Genomic DNA, 17,192 nt, shown 5'->3' on the forward strand with positions numbered 1-17,192 from the left:
GGAGCCGTGGTTGCAGCGCCGCATCGGTGTCGCGTGAAGATCACCGTCCTTCCGGGGCCGCCGCAATGTCGCAGACCGCCGCAATCAGGCGGTCGAGGTCTCCCTCCGGGATGGTCAGTGCCGGGGTGAGGTAGACGATGTCGCCGAAGGGCCGCACCCAGACGCCCCGCTCGACGAATTTTTGCTTGAGCACGGCCAGATCGGGCGTCCCTGCGAACTGGACGACGCCGATCGCGCCGAGCACGCGGACATCCGCGATTCCCGGCTTTTTCCGCAAAGGCGCGAGGCCTTCGTCGAGACGTGCACCGATGGCCTCGGCCTGCGCGAGCCGTGGCTCGGCCTCGAAGAGGTCGAGGCTCGCGTTGGCGGCGGCGCAGGCGAGCGGGTTCGCCATGAAGGTCGGGCCGTGCATCAGCGCATGAGCCGGGTCGTCGGACCAGAACTGCGAAAAAATCTCGGAGGTGGCGACGGTGGCGGCGAGCGCCATGGTGCCGCCGGTGAGCGCCTTCGACAGGCAGACGATGTCGGGCACCACACCGGCCTGTTCGCAGGCGAAGAGCGAGCCGGTGCGGCCGAAGCCCGTAAAGATCTCGTCGGCGATGAGCGGCAGGCCGTGTCGGCGGCTGAGCCGGGCGATCGTCGCCAGCACCTCGGGCGGATGCATCAGCATGCCACCGGCGCCCTGGACAAGCGGCTCGACGATCACCGCCGCGAGCTCGTGACGATGGGCGGCCATCGCCGCGTCGAGCGCGGCTTCGGGGGCAGCCGTGCGCGGCAAGTCACAAAAAACCTGGGACGGCAGGTAGGCGCCGAAACGGCGATGCATGCCCTCGTCGGGATCGCAGGCCGACATCGCGCCCATCGTGTCGCCGTGATAGCCGCCGCGGAAAGCGAGCACGCGGGTGCGGCCGCTTACGCCGCGATTCAGCCAGAGCTGAACGGCCATCTTCAGGGCGACTTCGACGGCGACCGAGCCGGAATCCGTGAAGAAGACGTGGTTCAGATCACCCGGCAGCAGGGCGGCGAGGCGCGCGGCCAATTTTTCGGCTGGGGCATGCGTCAGGCCGCCGAACATTACGTGCGGCATCCGCTGCAGCTGGTTGCTCACCGCGTCGCGGATATGGGGATGGTTGTAGCCGTGGACCGCCGTCCACCACGACGCGATGCCGTCGATCAGCGCGCGGCCGTCGGCCAGGGTGATCCGGCTGCCGGACGTCGCCACCGCTTCGAGCGGGGCTACCGCCAGCTTCATCTGCGTATAGGGCCGCCAGAGATGATCGCCGCGCCGTTCGGTCATGGCGACGGGATGCGAGGCAGGGGCGTCCCGGGTCAAGTCCAGCTGTCGGAGACGCCTCGATCACGCTGCGTTTTGATCGGTCCGATCAAAACGCAGAAAACGTAATCGGTTCAAAAGTTGAGAGCAGGCTTCGCGCAAAAAACCGTTGCCACTTTTTCGCAGCCTGCTTCTAGCGGCGCGGCTCGAGCGGGCGCCCGCTGCGGCGCTCGATCACTACGGTCGGGCGGGTCCGGCGCTCGACGACTACGGTGCGCGGGGCACGGGTCGGTGAGCCGGGACTCATGATCCGGTCGGGCATCCGGTCGAAGGTCCGTTCGGGAAGCCGCTCCCGCGGCCGCTCCTGCCGTTCCTTTGCGGCGGCGAGCACGTGGGGGCGAACCTCGTCGAGGGGAAGGCCGATCAGGCCGGCCGCGATCTCGACCTGTTGCTCGACATCGTCGGCGAGATCCTGCGCGGCGGCGACCGCCTCGACCAGCGTCGGCGGTTCCTTGCGCACCCGGATCGGGGGCAGGTCGGCGAAGTTCTTCGGGATCTTCTTCACGGCACGACTCGCAGAGGTCATCGCCCGAGACTAGGCGCTTCCATACGCTTTGTGCACCGCACCAAATGGACAAAGAGCCATCCACAGGATGCATGCCGTCGTACTCTGGACAGCGGCGCCAGCATGATCCTGTCACCGATCGGCTGCCAGAACATTGTTTAGGCAGACGATGGAATCGTCGGCATCGAACTGCGTCAGAACGACACGGTAATGCCGGGCCTACTGGTCCGCCAGCCGGGCCATCAGTTCCGGCGACAAGGAGAAATTCACGAAGACGTTCTGGACGTCGTCCTGGTCCTCGATGACCTCGACGAGGCGGATCAGCTTCTCGCCGGTCTCGTCGTCGACGTCGACCAAGTTCTGGGCCTTCCAGATCAAGGCGGTGCGGCGCGGCTCGCCGAATCGCGCCTCCAGCGCCTTCGAGACCTCGCCATAGGCGGTCTGCTCGCAAAAGATCTCGTGGCCGTCCTCGGAGGAGCGGACGTCGTCTGCGCCGGCCTCGATGGCGGCTTCCAGCACGGCGTCGGCATCGCCGACCTCGGGGGCGAACTCGACCAGCCCGACATGGTCGAACATGAAGGCGACGGCGCCGGTCTCGGCGAGGCTGCCACCGGACTTGGTGAAGGCCGAGCGCACGTCGCTGGCCGTGCGGTTGCGGTTGTCGGTCTGCGCCTCGACGATCAGCGCGGCGCCGCCGGGGCCGTAGCCCTCGTAGCGGATCTCCTCGTAGTTCTCGCCGTCGGCGCCGCTGGCCTTCTTGATGGCGCGCTCGATGTTGTCCTTGGGCACGTTCTCGGCCCGCGCTGCGACGATGGCCGCGCGCAGGCGGGCATTCATCGCAGGGTCGGGCATGCCGAGCTTGGCTGCGACCGTGATCTCGCGGGCGAGCTTGCCGAACAGCTTCGAGCGGACCGCGTCGACGCGGCCCTTGCGGTGCATGATGTTCTTGAACTGGGAATGCCCGGCCATGGCGTGACCTTTTCTTCTTGTGTCGGATGAGCGGAGGGCTCCCGAGAGCGGGATCCTCTACGCCTGACGTCTCGCGGAATGGGGCTGCGTTATAGGACCGGCGCGCGCGCGGTGGCAACGCGGGTGATGGAGAAGGCTCAGCCGCGCTTCAGCAGGCGTTTGGCCTCCGCCTTCGCCCGGTGCTCGAAGCGGGCCAGCGCCACGCGCCGCCCGATCGACAGCCGGGCCTCGCCCCCGGGCGGCATCGCGATGATCTCGGCGATCGTCTCGCGCTCGCGATAGAGGCTCTCCAGGGCCGAACCGGCGCGTGTCGCCGAGTCCAGCCGCTCGGCGAAGGCGGTCTCGTGAAAGGCGCGAACGATTTCGGCTTCCAATACCAGGCCGGGTGCGAGGGCGCGCTCGCGCTCGTCGTAGGCGGTCTTGAGAAGACAGGCCGTGCCGCCGGCGATCAGCGCGAGGCTGACGGCGAGGGGGCGCCCGTCGAGGCTGAGGGTGTCGGCCCGCACGGTGACCGGGCCTGCCGTGCCGGCAAACAGAGCGTGGGCGAGGGCAAGGGTTTTGGGGCGGCAGGCCAGGGCCGTGCCGGCCTCGCCCTTCCAGCCCGCCGCTTCCAGGGCCAGGAAGTCTTCGAGAGCCGAGGCGAGCGCCTCGCCTTCGGTGGCGGTGACGCGTTCGAGGGTGCCGGCCTCGGCGAGCCGGCGCCGGCGGCGGCGCAGGTCCTTGAGCCGGCTCATGTGCGGATGGTCCGTCAGGAAGGCATCGTGGCTCGGGCGGCGGTCGAGCACCGGGCGCTCGAAGGTTTCGACGATACCGGTGGTCCAGCCGGCCTCGTGCATCGCGGCGAGCAGGCCTTGGCCGGCGCGGCCTGAAATCGAGAGCAGCGGCCAACGCCAGGCGCGGCCGCCGGAGGCTTCTGCCAGACCCGCGACCAGGGTCGCCAGAGTATCGGCGAAGGCGTCGCCGGCCACGAGCGGCGCGCTCGACGGCATGAAGGGCGAGAGGACGGGTTGGGCCACCGCGGTGCCGAGGCCGGTGATGTCGAGGCCGCTGCGGAACGGCAGGATCGCGTCGAGCCGCTCGCCGGTGCGCACGATGACGAAGGCGCAGTCGTCGCGCAGCAGCCCGGCTTGGCGGTGCGCCTCGATGACGTGCCGGCTGAAATGCGGATGGGGTTCGACGGCGCGCGCGACGCAATCGTCCCAGGCCTGCGGCTCGGCTCTCAGGGTGGCCAGATCGACGATCCCAACCGATTGCCGGGCCCGACACGCGCCCTTTCTGGCCTCGGCTCCGCGACGACCCATCGGTGCGATCACCGCCCCGTCCTGCGCGCGAAAACCTGCGAAAACGCCGGAGTCGCAATGCCGTGGATGGCCCGGGCGCCGACCGCCATGGCGGCGGCGCGCAGGATCGTCACGCAGGCCATGGCCAAGGCCGCACCGATCAGGCCGAGCCACGGAACGAGCGCGAAGCAGAGCACGGCCCCGAGGCCGAGCATCGCCACGGTGATGCCGGCGCAGAGCTTCTCCCCGCCGAGCATGGTCAGCAGGTCTTCGCCGGGGCCGAACAGGCTGGCTCCGACGCTGCCGACGACGAGGACCGTCAGCACCGGAAGACTCTCGCGGAATTCCGGCCCGAACAGGCCAAGCAGCAGCGGCGCCGCGATCACCGTGCCCGCGCCGACGAGGGCGGTGGCGCCGAGCACCCAGCGGGCCTGATCGCGCACAAGGTTGTCGAGTCCGGCCATGTCGCCCTGCGCCTTGGCGGCGGTGAAGCGCTGCGCGGTGGCGGCAGAGGCCGCATAATGGACCAGGATCACGAGCTGCTGGATGCGGGTCGCGGCGAAGTACAGGCCCACCGCGGCGGGCGGCATCAGCAGGCCGAGCACGAGCACGTCGACGAAGGCGAAGGCGGCCGCCGCGAGTTCCACGGCGGCGATCGGCAGGCAGGCGGTCATCCATTCCCGCCAGCGGTAGCGGCGCTCGCCCCGTAGAAGCGGCGGTCCGAGCCGCACCAGGAGCAGGCCGCCCTGGACGGTCACGGCGATGCCGGTCGCCAGCAGCATGCAGGCCAACGCCACCGAGGCCTTGGCCGGTGCGCCGGCCAGGACCGCGACGACCATCGCGGCCATCATCAGGCCCTGGCGCAGCAGGTAGGGCGGCGCGATGGCGAGCACGGCCCAGTTGCGGCTGCGGGCGACACCTTCGAGGTAATCCTGGAAGGCCAGGAGCGGGAGGACCAGGGCGCCGATCACGATCGGCACGCCGTAGGGGCCGGCGAGCAGATGGCCCTCGGCCCGCAGGGCGACGAGTCCGATCAGCGACACGGCCAATCCGCCCGCCATGCTCGCCGCCGCCCCTCCGGCGAGGAAGCCGCGCATCTCGGCCCGGTGCCCCCGCGCCTCGGCTGCCGGCAGGAAGCGGCAGGCGCCCTGCGAGAGACCGAGCGTGGCGGTGTGTCCGAGGATGGTCATCCAGACCCAGACGGTCGCGAAGATCCCGTATTCGGTCCCGCCCATCAGCCGGACCATCAGGACCTGCGCCGCGTAGGCGAAGCCGGCGGCCGCGATCCGCACGGCGAACACGCTCACGGCCGAGAGACCGGCGCCGGAACGGGCCGCCTTCAGCCGTCCGACCGTAGCGTCGAAGGAAAGACCCGCTGCCATGGCGATTCTTCGCGAATCGGCGTGCGCAGGCGCACACGCACCAGTTCACATCGTACCCGCCGCAGCGTTTCGAGCGGGTTAAGCCGGTTGCCGACGCTCCGGGGCAGGGTCATGTGGGCCCTCGAGAGGGTAGCCCGTCAGCGTCTCCGGAGCATGCGATGATCGACCTGCATTACTGGCCCACCCCGAACGGTCACAAGGTGACGCTGTTCCTGGAGGAGACCGGGCTGCCCTACCGGATCCAGGCCGTGAACATCGGGAAGGGCGACCAGTTCAAGCCGGACTTCCTGCAGATCGCCCCGAACAACCGGATGCCGGCGATCGTCGACCACGACCCGGCCGACGGTGGCGCGCCGGTCGCGCTGTTCGAATCCGGCGCGATCCTGCTCTACCTCGCGGACAAGACCGGGCGGTTCATCCCCGAGGACATCCGGGGCCGGGCCGAGGTGCTGCAATGGCTGTTCTGGCAGATGGGCGGGCTCGGGCCGATGGCCGGGCAGAACCACCATTTCTCGCAGTATGCGCCCGAAAAGATCCCCTACGCGATCGACCGCTACGTCAACGAGACCGACCGCCTCTACGGCGTTCTCGACCGGCGCCTGGCCGACCGGGCGTTCGTCGCCGGGCCCGACTATTCCATCGCCGACATGGCGGCCTATCCCTGGATCGTGCCGTGGGAGAAGCAGGGCCAGCGCCTCGACGACAATCCGCACCTGAAGCGCTGGTTCGACGCGATTGCCGAACGCCCGGCGACGAGGGCCGCCTATGCCAAGGCCCCGGAGGTCAATCCCGATCACGGCAAGACCATGAGCGACGACGCCAAGAAGGTGATGTTCGGCCAGACCGCCGGGAGTACGAAACGCTGACAGGCGCCCCCGGACCGTGACAGCGACGGGCGGCTTTTGTAGAGAGGCCGCCTGTCTCAGGCCTTCGGCTCTGAGCTTCTGTCTTGCCGCGCCTTCTTTCGACGAACCGGAGACCACTTCGTCGGAAAGCGCTCTTGCCGTCCCGCCCGCCCGGAAACACCCTATGTCCCACGACGCCCTCGCCCAGACCATCGAAGCCGCCTGGGAAGACCGCGCCGGCATCTCCACCACGACCACCGGCGCGGTGCGCGAGGCCGTCGAGGACGCGCTGAACCTGCTCGATTCCGGCCGGGAACGCGTCGCCTACAAGACCGGCGACCAGCCCGGCGAAGGCTGGCAGGTGAACCAGTGGCTGAAGAAGGCCGTGCTGCTCTCCTTCCGCCTCAACGACATGGTGCCGATCGCCGGCGGCCCGGGCTCGTCCACCTGGTGGGACAAGGTGCCCTCGAAGTTCGAGGGTTGGGGCGAGGCCGAGTTCCGGACCGGCGGGTTCCGCGCCGTGCCGGGCTGTTTCGTGCGTCGCGGTTCCTTCATCGCGCCGGGCGCGGTGCTGATGCCGTCCTTCGTCAACCTCGGCGCCTATGTCGGGGAGGGCACCATGGTCGACACCTGGGTGACGATCGGCTCCTGCGCCCAGGTGGGGAAGAACTGCCACATCTCCGGCGGCGCCGGCATCGCCGGCGTGCTCGAGCCGCTGCAGGCCAACCCGGTGATCATCGAGGACAACTGCTTCGTCGGCGCCCGCGCCGAAGTCGCCGAGGGCGTGATCGTCGGCGAGGGCTCGGTGCTTTCCATGGGCGTCTATATCGGCGCCTCGACCCGCATCATCGACCGTGCCACCGGCGAGACCTTCTACGGCCGCGTGCCGCCCTACTCGGTCGTCGTCTCCGGCACGACCCCCGGCAAGCCGCTCCCCGATGGCAGCCCGGGCCCCGGCCTGTACTGCGCGGTCATCGTCAAGCGCGTCGACGCCAAGACCCGGGCGAAGACCGGCATCAACGAGCTGCTACGGACCTGAGGCCGGTCCCCGTCGCGACGTCGGTATGCGATCGCGGCTCCTCCATGATCGCGACCGATGCGCCGATGGCGGGACGGCGCGTCACGAGGATCGCCGAGAGCGCCTTCCGGCCGAGCGGAGCGCTTCCACCGGCCATTCCGGTGTCGCAGCTGTTTCGTGATCCCGTTTCCGGTCGATCGGATCGGTATGCGGCAGGTCCCTCCTCCCCCTGTGGGGGAGATGGCCGCGAAGCGGACGGAGGGGACGCGGCGTTGCCGGCACAGGCTCGGCGCTGCCACTCCACCGTGCTAGCGCGCGGTCTCCCTCGCCCAGGGGGCGAGGACAGGCACGGCGCCGCTGCAATCGACCGGAAACGGTAGGAGACGCCCTTCGGCGATGTGGACCTGTCCCTGGAGCCGTCGGAGGCCTGTTCCCGCCATACGGCGAAACACGAACGGCTCATCCGAAAGCCAGGTCGTTCAAGTCCATCCCGAAGAAAAATACAATTTCTGATAGTCTATTTGGCGGATGCTGACAATTTTCGACTGTATCAGCGGGATAAAAATTAATCATATCAACAATATGAAATGTTAACAAATAGATACTAATCTTTGAAGACAAGCTTACGATAAATTCAGCCCTGCAAATTCGTCGAGGCCGGTCTGATGCAGTTTCAGAATAAGATCGACGGAACAACATTGCTGCGGCCTGAGATGACCTTGTCGAGCTCCGATGCTTATCGTGACTCCGATCTCGACGCGAACGCCATGCAGAACGATTTCCGCATGCTGCTGGAGGCCGTGAGCGATTACGCGGTCTACAGGCTGACGCCAGAGGGCAACGTATCGAGTTGGAACAAGGGCGCCGAACGGAACAAGGGCTATACCTTCGCCGAAGCGATCGGGCTGCATGTCTCGGCCTTCTACACTGCGGAGGATCGCGCCGCGGGAGCGCCGGCCAGGACCCTCGCGGCAGCGGCGGAGTCCAAGTTCGAAACCCATGGCTGGCGGGTCCGCAAGGACGGCAGCCGCTTCTGGGCGCATGTCGTCCTCGAAGCGATCCGCGATCCGGACGGCCGGCTCGTCGGCTTTGCGAAGGTCACCTGCGACGTGACGGCCCAGAAGATCGATCGCGACGGTCTGGTGCGGAACCTCGATGCCGCCCTGTCCAACATGTCCCAGGGGCTCTGCCTGTTCGATGCCGAGGAGCGCCTCGTCCTCGCGAATTCCCGGATGGCCGAGATCTGCGGCCTGTCGGCCGGCGAGATCGTGCCGGGAACGCCGTTCGTCGACATCGTGCGGGCCTTGCTCGGCCGCCGCCGGATGGAGCCGGCCGTCTCGGTCGGCGCCCTGTACGGACAGCAGCGGGCGCTGATCCTGCAGGCGGGCGGGGGCGGCGCCGTGCTGAAGATGCTGCCCGACACCGTCGTCTCCGTCATCCACCGGCCGATGGCCGACGGATCGTGGGTGACGACGATCGAAGACATCTCGGACCGCAGCCGGTCCCAGGATCAGATCGCCCACATGGCGATGCACGACGCCCTGACGGATCTGCCCAACCGGGTGATGTTCCGCCAGCGGCTGGACGACGCCCTGCGCCGGGTCAAGCGCGGCGAGCCTTGCGCGGTCCTCTGCCTCGATCTCGACCGCTTCAAGACCATCAACGACACGCTCGGACACCCGGTGGGCGACACGCTGCTGGTCTCCGTCGCCGAGCAGTTGCGCGGCCTCGTTCGCGAGACCGATACCGTCGCCCGGCTTGGCGGGGACGAGTTCGCCATCGTTCAGACCAATGTCGGGCATCCGGACGACAGCAAGGTCCTGGCCGATCGCCTGATCCGTGCGCTGTCTGTTCCGAAGGAGATCGACGGCCATCTCGTCGCGAGCGGGGTCAGCATCGGTATCGCGCTCGCGCCCGGCGACGGCATGGACCCCGACCAGATCCTCAAGTCTGCCGATCTGGCACTCTATCGGGCCAAGGCCCACGGGCGCGGCCGCTACTGCTACTTCGAGCCGGGGATGGACGTGCTGCTGCAGGAGCGGCGGCGGCTCGAACTCGATCTGCGGACCGCCCTGGCGGCCAACCAGTTCGAACTCTACTACCAGCCGATCGTCGACATCGAACGCGACCTGGTCTGCGGGTTCGAGGCCCTGATCCGATGGCATTCGCCCCAGCGGGGCCTGGTGCCTCCCGCCGATTTCATTCCCCTGGCCGAAGAAATCGGCCTGATCGTCGACATCGGCGCCTGGGTCCTGCACTCCGCCTGCCGCGAGGCGGCGGCATGGCCGGAGCACATCAAGGTCGCGGTCAACGTGTCGGTGGCGCAGTTCAGGGGGTTCGGGCTCGTCGACACCGTACGGTCGGCGCTCGCCGCCTCGGGCCTCGCCCCGACACGATTGGAAATCGAGATCACCGAATCGATCATGATCAACGACAGCGCGCATACCTGCGCCGTCCTGCATCAGCTGAAAGCCCTCGGGCTGTCGATCTCGATGGACGATTTCGGCACGGGCTATTCCTCGCTCGGCTATCTGAGGAGCTTTCCCTTCGACAAGATCAAGATCGATCGCTCCTTCATCGAGGGATTGGGAGAGGCCGCGGATTGCAATGCGATCGTCCAGGCCGTCATGGGCATCTGCGACAGCCTGGGCATCATCGCCACGGCCGAGGGGGTCGAAAATCAGGAGCAGATCGCACAGTTGAAATCCAGGAATTGCCACCAGGCGCAAGGCTATCTGTACAGTAAGCCGCGCCCGTCCTCGGAAGTGAACTGCATCATCGATCGGATCGACCTGCAGGTTCGGCACTAAAACCGTATCCGATCCGATTGCATCGGACCGGCGTCTCTCGGATTCTGTTTTTCGACGATTTTTATTGCGACCGGCCGGCATCCCCTTGGATCGGTGCGCCGCGAGGATGCCGGGCGGCCGCTGCGACCTACCTTGAGCGCTGGCCGCCGCGTATCGAGGAATCCGAGCATGGCAAATCCCGTCCCTACCACCCGCACCCTCGACCTGACGGTCGCCGGCTGGCGCGTGCCGACGCCCTGCGACGTGATCGGCGAGGGGCCGGAGGCGCTGCTGCTGCCGGCCCTGTCCTCGATTTCCGCACGCGCGGAAATGCGGCCGCTGGCTCGCGAGCTGTCCGGCTCCCATCGCTGCCTCGTGCCCGACTGGCCGGGCTTCGGCGCGCATGACCGGGTACGGGTGCCCCTCGAACCGGCGACCTTCCACGCTTTCCTCGATGCGCTCATCGCCGCCGCCCCCGGCCCCTACGCCCTCGGGATCGCGGCCGGCCACGCCGCCGGCTATCTCGTGGCGGCGGCGCGGCGGCATCCGCAGGCGTTCGGGCGGCTGGTCCTGGTCGCCCCGACCTGGCGCGGCCCCCTGCCCACCGCGATGGGTGCGGGCCGGGCGGACTGGTTCGGGCGCATCCGCAGGGCGGTGGAGATGCCGGTCGTCGGCGAGGCGCTCTACCGGGCCAACATCAGCAGACCCGTGATCGGGCGGATGATGCGCGCGCATGTCTTCGCCGACCCCGCCCATGTCACGCCGGAGCTGATCGCGGCCAAGCACGGCATCACCCGCCAGCGCGGCGGACGCTTCGGCACGGCGGCCTTCGTCACCGGCGGGCTCGATCCGGTCGGCAGCCGCGAGGCCTTCCTCGACCTGTTCGGATCGGACCTGCCGCCGGTGCAGGTGCTGCGCTCCGAGGGGGCGCCCCGCCGCTCGGGGGCGGAAATGGATGCGCTATGCGCGTCCGGCCGGGTCGTCGCGACGCGCATTCCCGGCGCGCTCAGCCCGCACGAGGAGTTTTCTCGCGAGACGGCTGCGGCGATCCGCGGGGTGTGAGGCCGGGGCCTCGCCTTTCGCCCGCCCGATCGACGCAGACCGGCAAAAGATAAAGGGATCGATTCCGGCGTCGGATTCCTCCGGTTCATCCGGGACCCCGTAAGATCGGATCGTGACGATGCCGTCGCATGCCGGCATTAAGCCTCTGCGCGTTGGTTTGCCGACCCGGAACCCGCTTCGGCAAACCGCATAGTGTCCCAGATCTCGCCTCGCCCGCGTCTGCGGGTCTCATCCAAGGCCGTTTCGATGCTTCGCCTGCCGACCCTGCTGGCCGCCCTGCTCCTCGCGGCGTCGCCCGTCTCGGCCGAACCGGACAAGGCGCCATCCAAGGAGCCGTCGGCCCCCTCGATCGCGTCCGATCCGGTCAACTCCGACAAGCCGGCGCATAAGCCGTATCTCAGCGACGAGGCCGCGCCCGACACGCTGGCGATCCTGCCGCCGCCGCCCGGCGGCCACTCGGCCTCCGAGAGCGCGGACCGGGCGATCTACAACGCGACGCGCGCCTATGCCGGCACGGCGCGCTGGGAGCTCGCCACCAACGACGTGGCCGAGGGCGCCGCGGCACTCCTCGAGGACTTTTCCTGCGTGCTCGGGCAGCGCCTCGACACCGCGCGTGTGCCGCACCTGATCACGCTGCTCGAGCGCGCGCGCCTCGACCTCGTCCGGGCGGTGCGGGCACCCAAGCGCCATTACCGCCGGCTACGCCCCTTCGTCGGCAACGAGGCGCCGATCTGCGTCGCCCGCGACCCGAAGCTCGCCGACAGCTTCAGCTACCCTTCCGGCCATTCGACGCAGGGCTGGGCCTACGCCATGATCATGGCGGGCCTGATGCCGGAGAAGGCGACGCAGTTCCTGGTGCGCGGACGGCTCTACGGCGAGAGCCGCGTCGTCTGCGGCGTGCATTGGATGAGCGACGTGGTCGTCGCGCGCACCAACGCCTCGGTCGTGTTCGCCGCGCTGATGAGCGATCCCGGCTTCCGGGCGGATCTCGACCGCGCGCGCGTCGAACTGGCGAAGGCGCTCGCCGGCAACGGGACCAAACCCGATGCCGCCATCTGCGCCCGCGAAGAGGCGGCCGCGCGCGAGCCGTTGCTGTGAGCGGCGCGTGCAACCCGGCTTGGGCCACTAGTTTGTAATCAATCTAACTATCTGTTCGAAAACGCGAATTCCTTGCGAAGCTTGACCATTGTTGGCATCCTTGAGTTGTGGCCCTTCCGGGTCAGTGGCGTCGAGGAGTACCCATGCCAACCTGTCGTACCCAGCCGCCGCGTCTCGCCGCGATCCTGACCCTCGGGACGGTGCTGGCGACATCGGTGTCGGTCGTGGCGTCCCCGACGCAGGCGGTCGCGCAGCCGGCGACGACGCTGGAGACCATCTCGGTCGAGGGCGGCGGCGCAACGCGCGGACGCGTCGGTGAGGGCCGCGGGCAGGGCGGCGCCCCGGTGACGATCCCCGGAGACGGCAATGGCGGGGCCACGAGCGGCGGCGGCGGCGGTCCCTCCGGCGTCACCGGCTACACCGCCCGCGTCAGCCCCACCGCGACCAAGACCAACACGCCGCTGATCGAGACACCGCAATCGGTCTCGGTGGTGACGCGCGAGCAGCTCAACGACCGCAACGTTCAGAGCCTCAACGAGGCGCTGGCCTACACGCCGGGCGCGGCGACCAACGTGTTCGGCTTCGATCCGCGCTTCGACGCGATCTACATCCGCGGCTTCGACGTCACCTACAACGGCATCTTCCGCGACGGGCTGCGCCAGTCGGCGGTCGGCCTGACCGTCCCGCGGATCGAGCCCTACGGCGCCGAGGCCGTGACCATCCTGCGCGGGCCGGCCTCGGGCCTCTACGGCCTCGGCTCGCCCGGGGGCATCCTCGACGTCACCACGAAGCGCCCGGTCTTCACCCGCTTCGGCGAGGTACAGTTCCAAGCCGGCAACTTCGACCGCTTCCAGGGCAATTTCGATTTCGGCGGCCCGGTCGAGGGCTCGGACGGCACCATGGCCTACCGGATGACCGGCGTGGTGCGCCAGTCCGACACCTTCCTGCCCGGCGCCACCGACGACCGCGTCAACATCGCGCCGGCCTTCACCTGGCGGCCGGATGCCGACACCACCTTCACCGTGCTCACCGAGTTCCAGAAGACCAAGCTGCCCGGCACCTCGGCCTTCTTCAACTTTCCCGGCTTTCAGGTCTCGCGGATCTATCAGGGCGACGGCGCCTTCAACGCCTTCCGGTCCGAGCAATACCGCATCGGCTACGCCTTCGAGCACCGGTTCTCGCCGGACCTGATCGTGCGCCAGAACTTCCGGCATTACGGCGTCGACGGCGACTTCCCCTACGTCCAGATCGATTCGGTCACCGGGCTTTCGGCGCAGCGCTCGACCGGGCTGTTCCGCGAGAGCCTGCGCTCGGTCGCCGTCGACACCCAGGTCGAGGGCCATGTCGCGACCGGGCCGGTGGCCCACACCCTGCTCGCCGGAATCGACTACACCCACTACGATTGGAACCGCCGCTTCGGCTTCGGCACCGCGCCGGATCTCGACCTGACCACCCTGAACTACGGGCGGCAGTTCATCGCCCGGCCGAGCCTGACCAGCTCCGCTCAGCAGGCCCAGGACCAGGTCGGCCTCTACCTGCAGGAGCAGGCGAAGTGGAATCGCTTCGTGCTGACGCTGACCGGCCGGCAGGACTGGGTCTCGCAGGACACGTCGAGCGCCGCGGGTGGCATCGCCGGAACGCCGCAGAGCCAGAACGACGCCGCCTTCACCTACCGCGTCGGCCTCAACTACGAACTCGCGCCCGGCATGGTGCCCTATGCGAGCTACGCGACCACCTTCAACCCGCAATCGGGCACCGACATCAACGGCCGCGCCTTCAAGGCCGCCACCGGCGACCAGATCGAGGCCGGCGTGAAATACCTCGTGCCGGGCACCAACATCATCGCCTCGGTGGCCGGCTTCGACATCAACCAGTCGAGCATCCTGCGCCAGGACCCGAACAACATCGCCAACCAGGTCGCCACGGGCGCGGTCAATTCCCGCGGCTTCGAGATGGAGATGACGGCCAACCTCGCGCCGGGGACCAATCTGACGCTGGCCTACACCCACCTCGACTTCACCTTCGTGCGCCAGACCACCGCCGACAGGGCCGGCAACCCCGTCGCCATCGACGGTAATTCGCTCTCCGGCATCCCCGGCGACACCTTCACCGCCTTCGCCAGCTACCTGTTCCCGCCCTCCTCGGCACTGTCGGGCCTGACCCTCGGCGGCGGCCTGCGCTTCGCCAATTCGAGCTTTGCCGACGACCTGAACACCGTGCGCAACCCGACGGTGACGCTGTTCGACGCCCTCGTCGCCTACGACTTCGCCGCGATCGATCCGAAGTACCGGGGCTTTCGCGCGCAGATCAACGGCTTCAACATCTTCGATCGCGACTACACCAACTGCCAGGCCGGCTTCTGCTACCGCGGCGCCCCGGCGACCGTCATCGGGAGCCTGATCTATCGCTGGTGAGGGGCTGATCCGGCCGCGTTATACTGGTTTCGCGGAAACAGTATAACGCGGATGCCTGAAGGAAGCCGATACCAGCCTTCGGCCCTGCTGCCACGAGCCCCTATCGGGTTGGCCCAACGGCCCCGCTTCCACGTGAAACATCACGCTCCCGCCGCCTTCCGCTTCCTCCGCCGCCGGGCCAGCATGTTCAAGCCTTCGACGGCGGCCGAGAAGGCCATGGCGGTGTAGACGTAGCCCTTGGGGACATGCGCGCCGAAACCTTCGGCGATCAGCGTCATGCCGATCATGATGAGGAAGCCGAGCGCCAGCATCACCACGGTGGGGTTGGCTGCGATGAAGCGCGAGAGCGGGTCGGCGGCGACCAGCATCACGGTGACGGCGGCGATCACGGCGACGACCATGATCGGCACGTGCTCGGTCATGCCCACCGCCGTGATGATCGAGTCGATCGAGAACACGAGGTCGAGTACCAGGATCTGGCCGATCGCCGCGGCGAAGCCGAGGCCGGGACCCTTCTTTTCGGCCTGAGTGCCGTCCGGGTCGACGCTGTGATGGATCTCCTTGGTGGCCTTCCAGAGCAGGAACAGCCCGCCGGCGATGAGGATCAGGTCGCGCCAGGAGAAACCCTGGCCGAACACCGCGAAGACCGGCTCGGTGAGGTGGACAATCCAGGCGACGGTGCCGAGCAGGCCGAGCCGCAGCACCAGCGCCAGCCCGATGCCGATGCGGCGCGCCCGCGTCTGCTGGTGAGCCGGCAAACGGTTGGTCAGGATCGAGATGAAGATCAGGTTGTCGACGCCGAGCACGATCTCCATCACCACCAGTGTGGCGAGTGCCACCCAGGCCGTGGGATCGGCGGCGAGTTGCAGGATGTGGTCCACGCGCGGTCGGTCCTCGTCGTCGTTTCGTCCTCAGGTGAGCCGGCGTGTCAGAACGGCATCCGGAAGCCGGTCTGCGCCGAGGGCCGTGCGCTCCGCTCCGGCGCGAAGATCCGTACGGCCTTCGGCAGCACCTTGAAATGGGCGGGCGTGTGCGTGGCGAGCTCGCCGTCGGTGTTCACCGGGCGTGGCTTCTTCGTCTTCAGCACGATCTCGGTGGTGCGAAAGGCGCGCACGTCCGCGGCCTCGCCGTGGGTGCCCCGGCGCAAAGCCGGCAGCAGGGCGATCAGCCGCCACCAATGGTCGACCTCGAGGCTGTAGAAATCGAGCTTGCCGTCGTCGACGGTGGCGTCCTCCGACACGGTCATGCCGCCGCCGTAGTGGCGGCCGTTGCCGACGGAGGCCTGGATCGTCGTGACCTTCTCCACCTTGCCGTCATGCTCGATCGTGATCGAGAACGGCCGGGCGCGGCGCAGCAGCCGGAAGGCGGCGATGGCGTAGCCCACCGTGCCCCATTTCTTCTTGGCCTCGGCCGTGAGCTCGCCGGCGAGGTCGGCGGAGAAGCCGATGCTGGCGACGTTGAAGTAGTAATGCCCGTTGACGCAGCCGAGATCGACCGGCTGGGCCGCCTCGGTGGTGATGGCGCGCGCCGCCGCCAGCGGATCGAGGGGCAGGCCGAGCGAGCGGGCGAGGTCGTTGGCGGTGCCGAGCGGCAGGATTCCGAGCGGAAGGCCGGTCTCGACCAGCGCGGGCGCGGCCGCGTTGAGCGTGCCGTCGCCGCCGCCCAGGATGATCAGGTCGGCGCCCTTCGCGTTGCGGGCGATGACGGCACTGCAATCGGCCTGGCCGCTATCCGGTCCTCCCGGCTCGACCGGCTCGATGCCGCCACTGCGCAAGATCTCGCGGATCTCATCGAGCGGTACGCCGCCGTTGCGGGCGTTCGGGTTGACCAGCATCAGGGCACGGCGTGGCGGCGCGCTCATAGCGACCATCCGCGGGCCTGGGTTTTCGCGAGGGGAGAGGGCATGGGCAGCCTGATGGCGCGGCGTGAGCGCAAGGCGCGAGGGGGCCCGACATCACGGTCGACGCCTCGACCGCCAGAGGGGCCCGGACCCATCACGCCCAAGGTGGGGAGTCCGAGCGTGGCGGCAAGGCCGGACGACCGAGGGAAATGCGGCCGGCCGCGGTGGCGCTCGCCGGATCCCCGCAGGCAAGAGCCGCCTCGCGGCAGCTTGCTCCGCCGCCGCCGCCCTGGCATGCACCGGGACCCGCGCGATGGAACCGCGCCGGCATCCGCCGACGTTGCAAGAGGTCGAGCCCGTGACGCTCGGCCACCAGTCTCGACCGGAATCCCGGTCCGCCATATCCCGGTCAGTCATGCGCCCCTTCCTTGCCCTCACCGCATCCAGTCTGACCGCGCTCCTGCTCGCCGGTGCTTCCGCGCGGGCCGAGCCGGCCGCCGGCTGGGTCGACCCTCCGGCGAAGACGGATGTGGTGAAACCGAGGGCGGCCGAGCCGCAGGCGGAGCCCGAACGCGAGGCAGAGTTCCAGGCCAAGTTCGAGCCGGCACGGCCGGACGTCGCGCCGAGCCGGCTCGAACTTGGCCTGGAACTCTGCCT

At 68.6% G+C, this 17,192-nt stretch carries 13 protein-coding genes and 1 pseudogene; 7 read left to right on the plus strand and 7 right to left on the minus strand.

What is annotated here, in order from left to right; genetic code table 11:
* Nucleotides 1-40: 40 nt before the first annotated feature.
* From FV217_RS12310 to FV217_RS12330, 5 genes are all read right to left on the minus strand, one after another.
* The gene (locus tag FV217_RS12310; protein ID WP_147817487.1) at nucleotides 41-1,297 is read right to left on the minus strand and encodes an adenosylmethionine--8-amino-7-oxononanoate transaminase; all 1,257 of its coding nucleotides are present in this window, start codon (nucleotides 1,295-1,297) and stop codon (nucleotides 41-43) included.
* Nucleotides 1,298-1,466: 169 nt separating this feature from the next.
* A complete protein-coding gene (locus FV217_RS12315) occupies nucleotides 1,467-1,859 on the minus strand; it encodes a hypothetical protein (RefSeq protein WP_147817473.1) in 393 nt (130 codons plus the stop codon).
* A 198-nt stretch (nucleotides 1,860-2,057) separates the two neighbouring features.
* Nucleotides 2,058-2,807 (minus strand): YebC/PmpR family DNA-binding transcriptional regulator, encoded by a 750-nt coding sequence (locus FV217_RS12320; protein WP_147817474.1) that lies wholly within the window; start codon nucleotides 2,805-2,807, stop codon nucleotides 2,058-2,060.
* A 137-nt stretch (nucleotides 2,808-2,944) separates the two neighbouring features.
* Nucleotides 2,945-4,120, minus strand: coding sequence for a GNAT family N-acetyltransferase (locus tag FV217_RS12325; RefSeq protein WP_246682774.1), 1,176 nt, complete (start codon nucleotides 4,118-4,120; stop codon nucleotides 2,945-2,947).
* Nucleotides 4,117-5,469: an oligosaccharide flippase family protein gene (locus FV217_RS12330; RefSeq protein WP_147817475.1), complete on the minus strand. Its 1,353-nt coding sequence runs from the start codon at nucleotides 5,467-5,469 to the stop codon at nucleotides 4,117-4,119. The genes FV217_RS12325 and FV217_RS12330 overlap by 4 nt, the downstream gene beginning before the upstream one ends.
* Nucleotides 5,470-5,627: 158 nt before the next feature.
* Between FV217_RS12330 and FV217_RS12335 the strand changes: the two genes are divergently transcribed.
* From FV217_RS12335 to FV217_RS12360, 6 genes are all read left to right on the plus strand, one after another.
* Nucleotides 5,628-6,335, plus strand: coding sequence for a glutathione S-transferase N-terminal domain-containing protein (locus FV217_RS12335; protein WP_147817476.1), 708 nt, complete (start codon nucleotides 5,628-5,630; stop codon nucleotides 6,333-6,335).
* Between the two features lie 163 nt (nucleotides 6,336-6,498).
* The gene (gene dapD / locus FV217_RS12340) at nucleotides 6,499-7,353 is read left to right on the plus strand and encodes a 2,3,4,5-tetrahydropyridine-2,6-dicarboxylate N-succinyltransferase (protein ID WP_147817477.1); all 855 of its coding nucleotides are present in this window, start codon (nucleotides 6,499-6,501) and stop codon (nucleotides 7,351-7,353) included.
* Nucleotides 7,354-8,099: 746 nt separating this feature from the next.
* Nucleotides 8,100-10,142 carry an EAL domain-containing protein gene (locus FV217_RS12345; protein WP_187272538.1) on the plus strand — a complete coding sequence of 681 codons (2,043 nt, stop codon included), beginning with the start codon at nucleotides 8,100-8,102 and terminating at the stop codon, nucleotides 10,140-10,142.
* A gap of 168 nt (nucleotides 10,143-10,310) precedes the next feature.
* Nucleotides 10,311-11,183: an alpha/beta hydrolase gene (locus FV217_RS12350; RefSeq protein ID WP_147817479.1), complete on the plus strand. Its 873-nt coding sequence runs from the start codon at nucleotides 10,311-10,313 to the stop codon at nucleotides 11,181-11,183.
* A 246-nt stretch (nucleotides 11,184-11,429) separates the two neighbouring features.
* Nucleotides 11,430-12,281 (plus strand): phosphatase PAP2 family protein, encoded by an 852-nt coding sequence (locus tag FV217_RS12355; protein ID WP_147817480.1) that lies wholly within the window; start codon nucleotides 11,430-11,432, stop codon nucleotides 12,279-12,281.
* Between the two features lie 143 nt (nucleotides 12,282-12,424).
* Nucleotides 12,425-14,695 carry a TonB-dependent siderophore receptor gene (locus tag FV217_RS12360; RefSeq protein ID WP_147817481.1) on the plus strand — a complete coding sequence of 757 codons (2,271 nt, stop codon included), beginning with the start codon at nucleotides 12,425-12,427 and terminating at the stop codon, nucleotides 14,693-14,695.
* A 140-nt stretch (nucleotides 14,696-14,835) separates the two neighbouring features.
* Here the strand turns inward: FV217_RS12360 and FV217_RS12365 are convergent, their stop codons facing one another.
* Complete coding sequence (locus FV217_RS12365; RefSeq protein ID WP_147817482.1) at nucleotides 14,836-15,576, minus strand: TerC family protein; 741 nt, start codon at nucleotides 15,574-15,576, stop codon at nucleotides 14,836-14,838.
* 47 nt (nucleotides 15,577-15,623) lie between these two features.
* Nucleotides 15,624-16,556 (minus strand): lipid kinase, encoded by a 933-nt coding sequence (locus FV217_RS12370; RefSeq protein ID WP_147817483.1) that lies wholly within the window; start codon nucleotides 16,554-16,556, stop codon nucleotides 15,624-15,626.
* A gap of 394 nt (nucleotides 16,557-16,950) precedes the next feature.
* On the opposite strand from FV217_RS12370, the pseudogene FV217_RS12375 reads away from it, so the two are divergent.
* A pseudogene (locus tag FV217_RS12375) lies at nucleotides 16,951-17,192 on the plus strand (hypothetical protein); the annotation flags it as partial.

It is taken from the genome of Methylobacterium sp. WL9 (assembly GCF_008040035.1).
Lineage (GTDB): Bacteria > Pseudomonadota > Alphaproteobacteria > Rhizobiales > Beijerinckiaceae > Methylobacterium > Methylobacterium thuringiense.

What these genes read in the sequence shown, in the direction of transcription:
- FV217_RS12310 (WP_147817487.1), bottom strand. Translation starts at nt 1,297, where the DNA reads ATGACCGAACGGCGCGGCGATCATCTCTGGCGGCCCTATACGCAGATG.
- FV217_RS12315 (WP_147817473.1), bottom strand. Translation starts at nt 1,859, where the DNA reads ATGACCTCTGCGAGTCGTGCCGTGAAGAAGATCCCGAAGAACTTCGCC.
- FV217_RS12320 (WP_147817474.1), bottom strand. Translation starts at nt 2,807, where the DNA reads ATGGCCGGGCATTCCCAGTTCAAGAACATCATGCACCGCAAGGGCCGC.
- FV217_RS12330 (WP_147817475.1), bottom strand. Translation starts at nt 5,469, where the DNA reads ATGGCAGCGGGTCTTTCCTTCGACGCTACGGTCGGACGGCTGAAGGCG.
- FV217_RS12335 (WP_147817476.1), top strand. Translation starts at nt 5,628, where the DNA reads ATGATCGACCTGCATTACTGGCCCACCCCGAACGGTCACAAGGTGACG.
- dapD (WP_147817477.1), top strand. Translation starts at nt 6,499, where the DNA reads ATGTCCCACGACGCCCTCGCCCAGACCATCGAAGCCGCCTGGGAAGAC.
- FV217_RS12345 (WP_187272538.1), top strand. Translation starts at nt 8,100, where the DNA reads ATGCAGAACGATTTCCGCATGCTGCTGGAGGCCGTGAGCGATTACGCG.
- FV217_RS12350 (WP_147817479.1), top strand. Translation starts at nt 10,311, where the DNA reads ATGGCAAATCCCGTCCCTACCACCCGCACCCTCGACCTGACGGTCGCC.
- FV217_RS12355 (WP_147817480.1), top strand. Translation starts at nt 11,430, where the DNA reads ATGCTTCGCCTGCCGACCCTGCTGGCCGCCCTGCTCCTCGCGGCGTCG.
- FV217_RS12360 (WP_147817481.1), top strand. Translation starts at nt 12,425, where the DNA reads ATGCCAACCTGTCGTACCCAGCCGCCGCGTCTCGCCGCGATCCTGACC.
- FV217_RS12370 (WP_147817483.1), bottom strand. Translation starts at nt 16,556, where the DNA reads ATGAGCGCGCCGCCACGCCGTGCCCTGATGCTGGTCAACCCGAACGCC.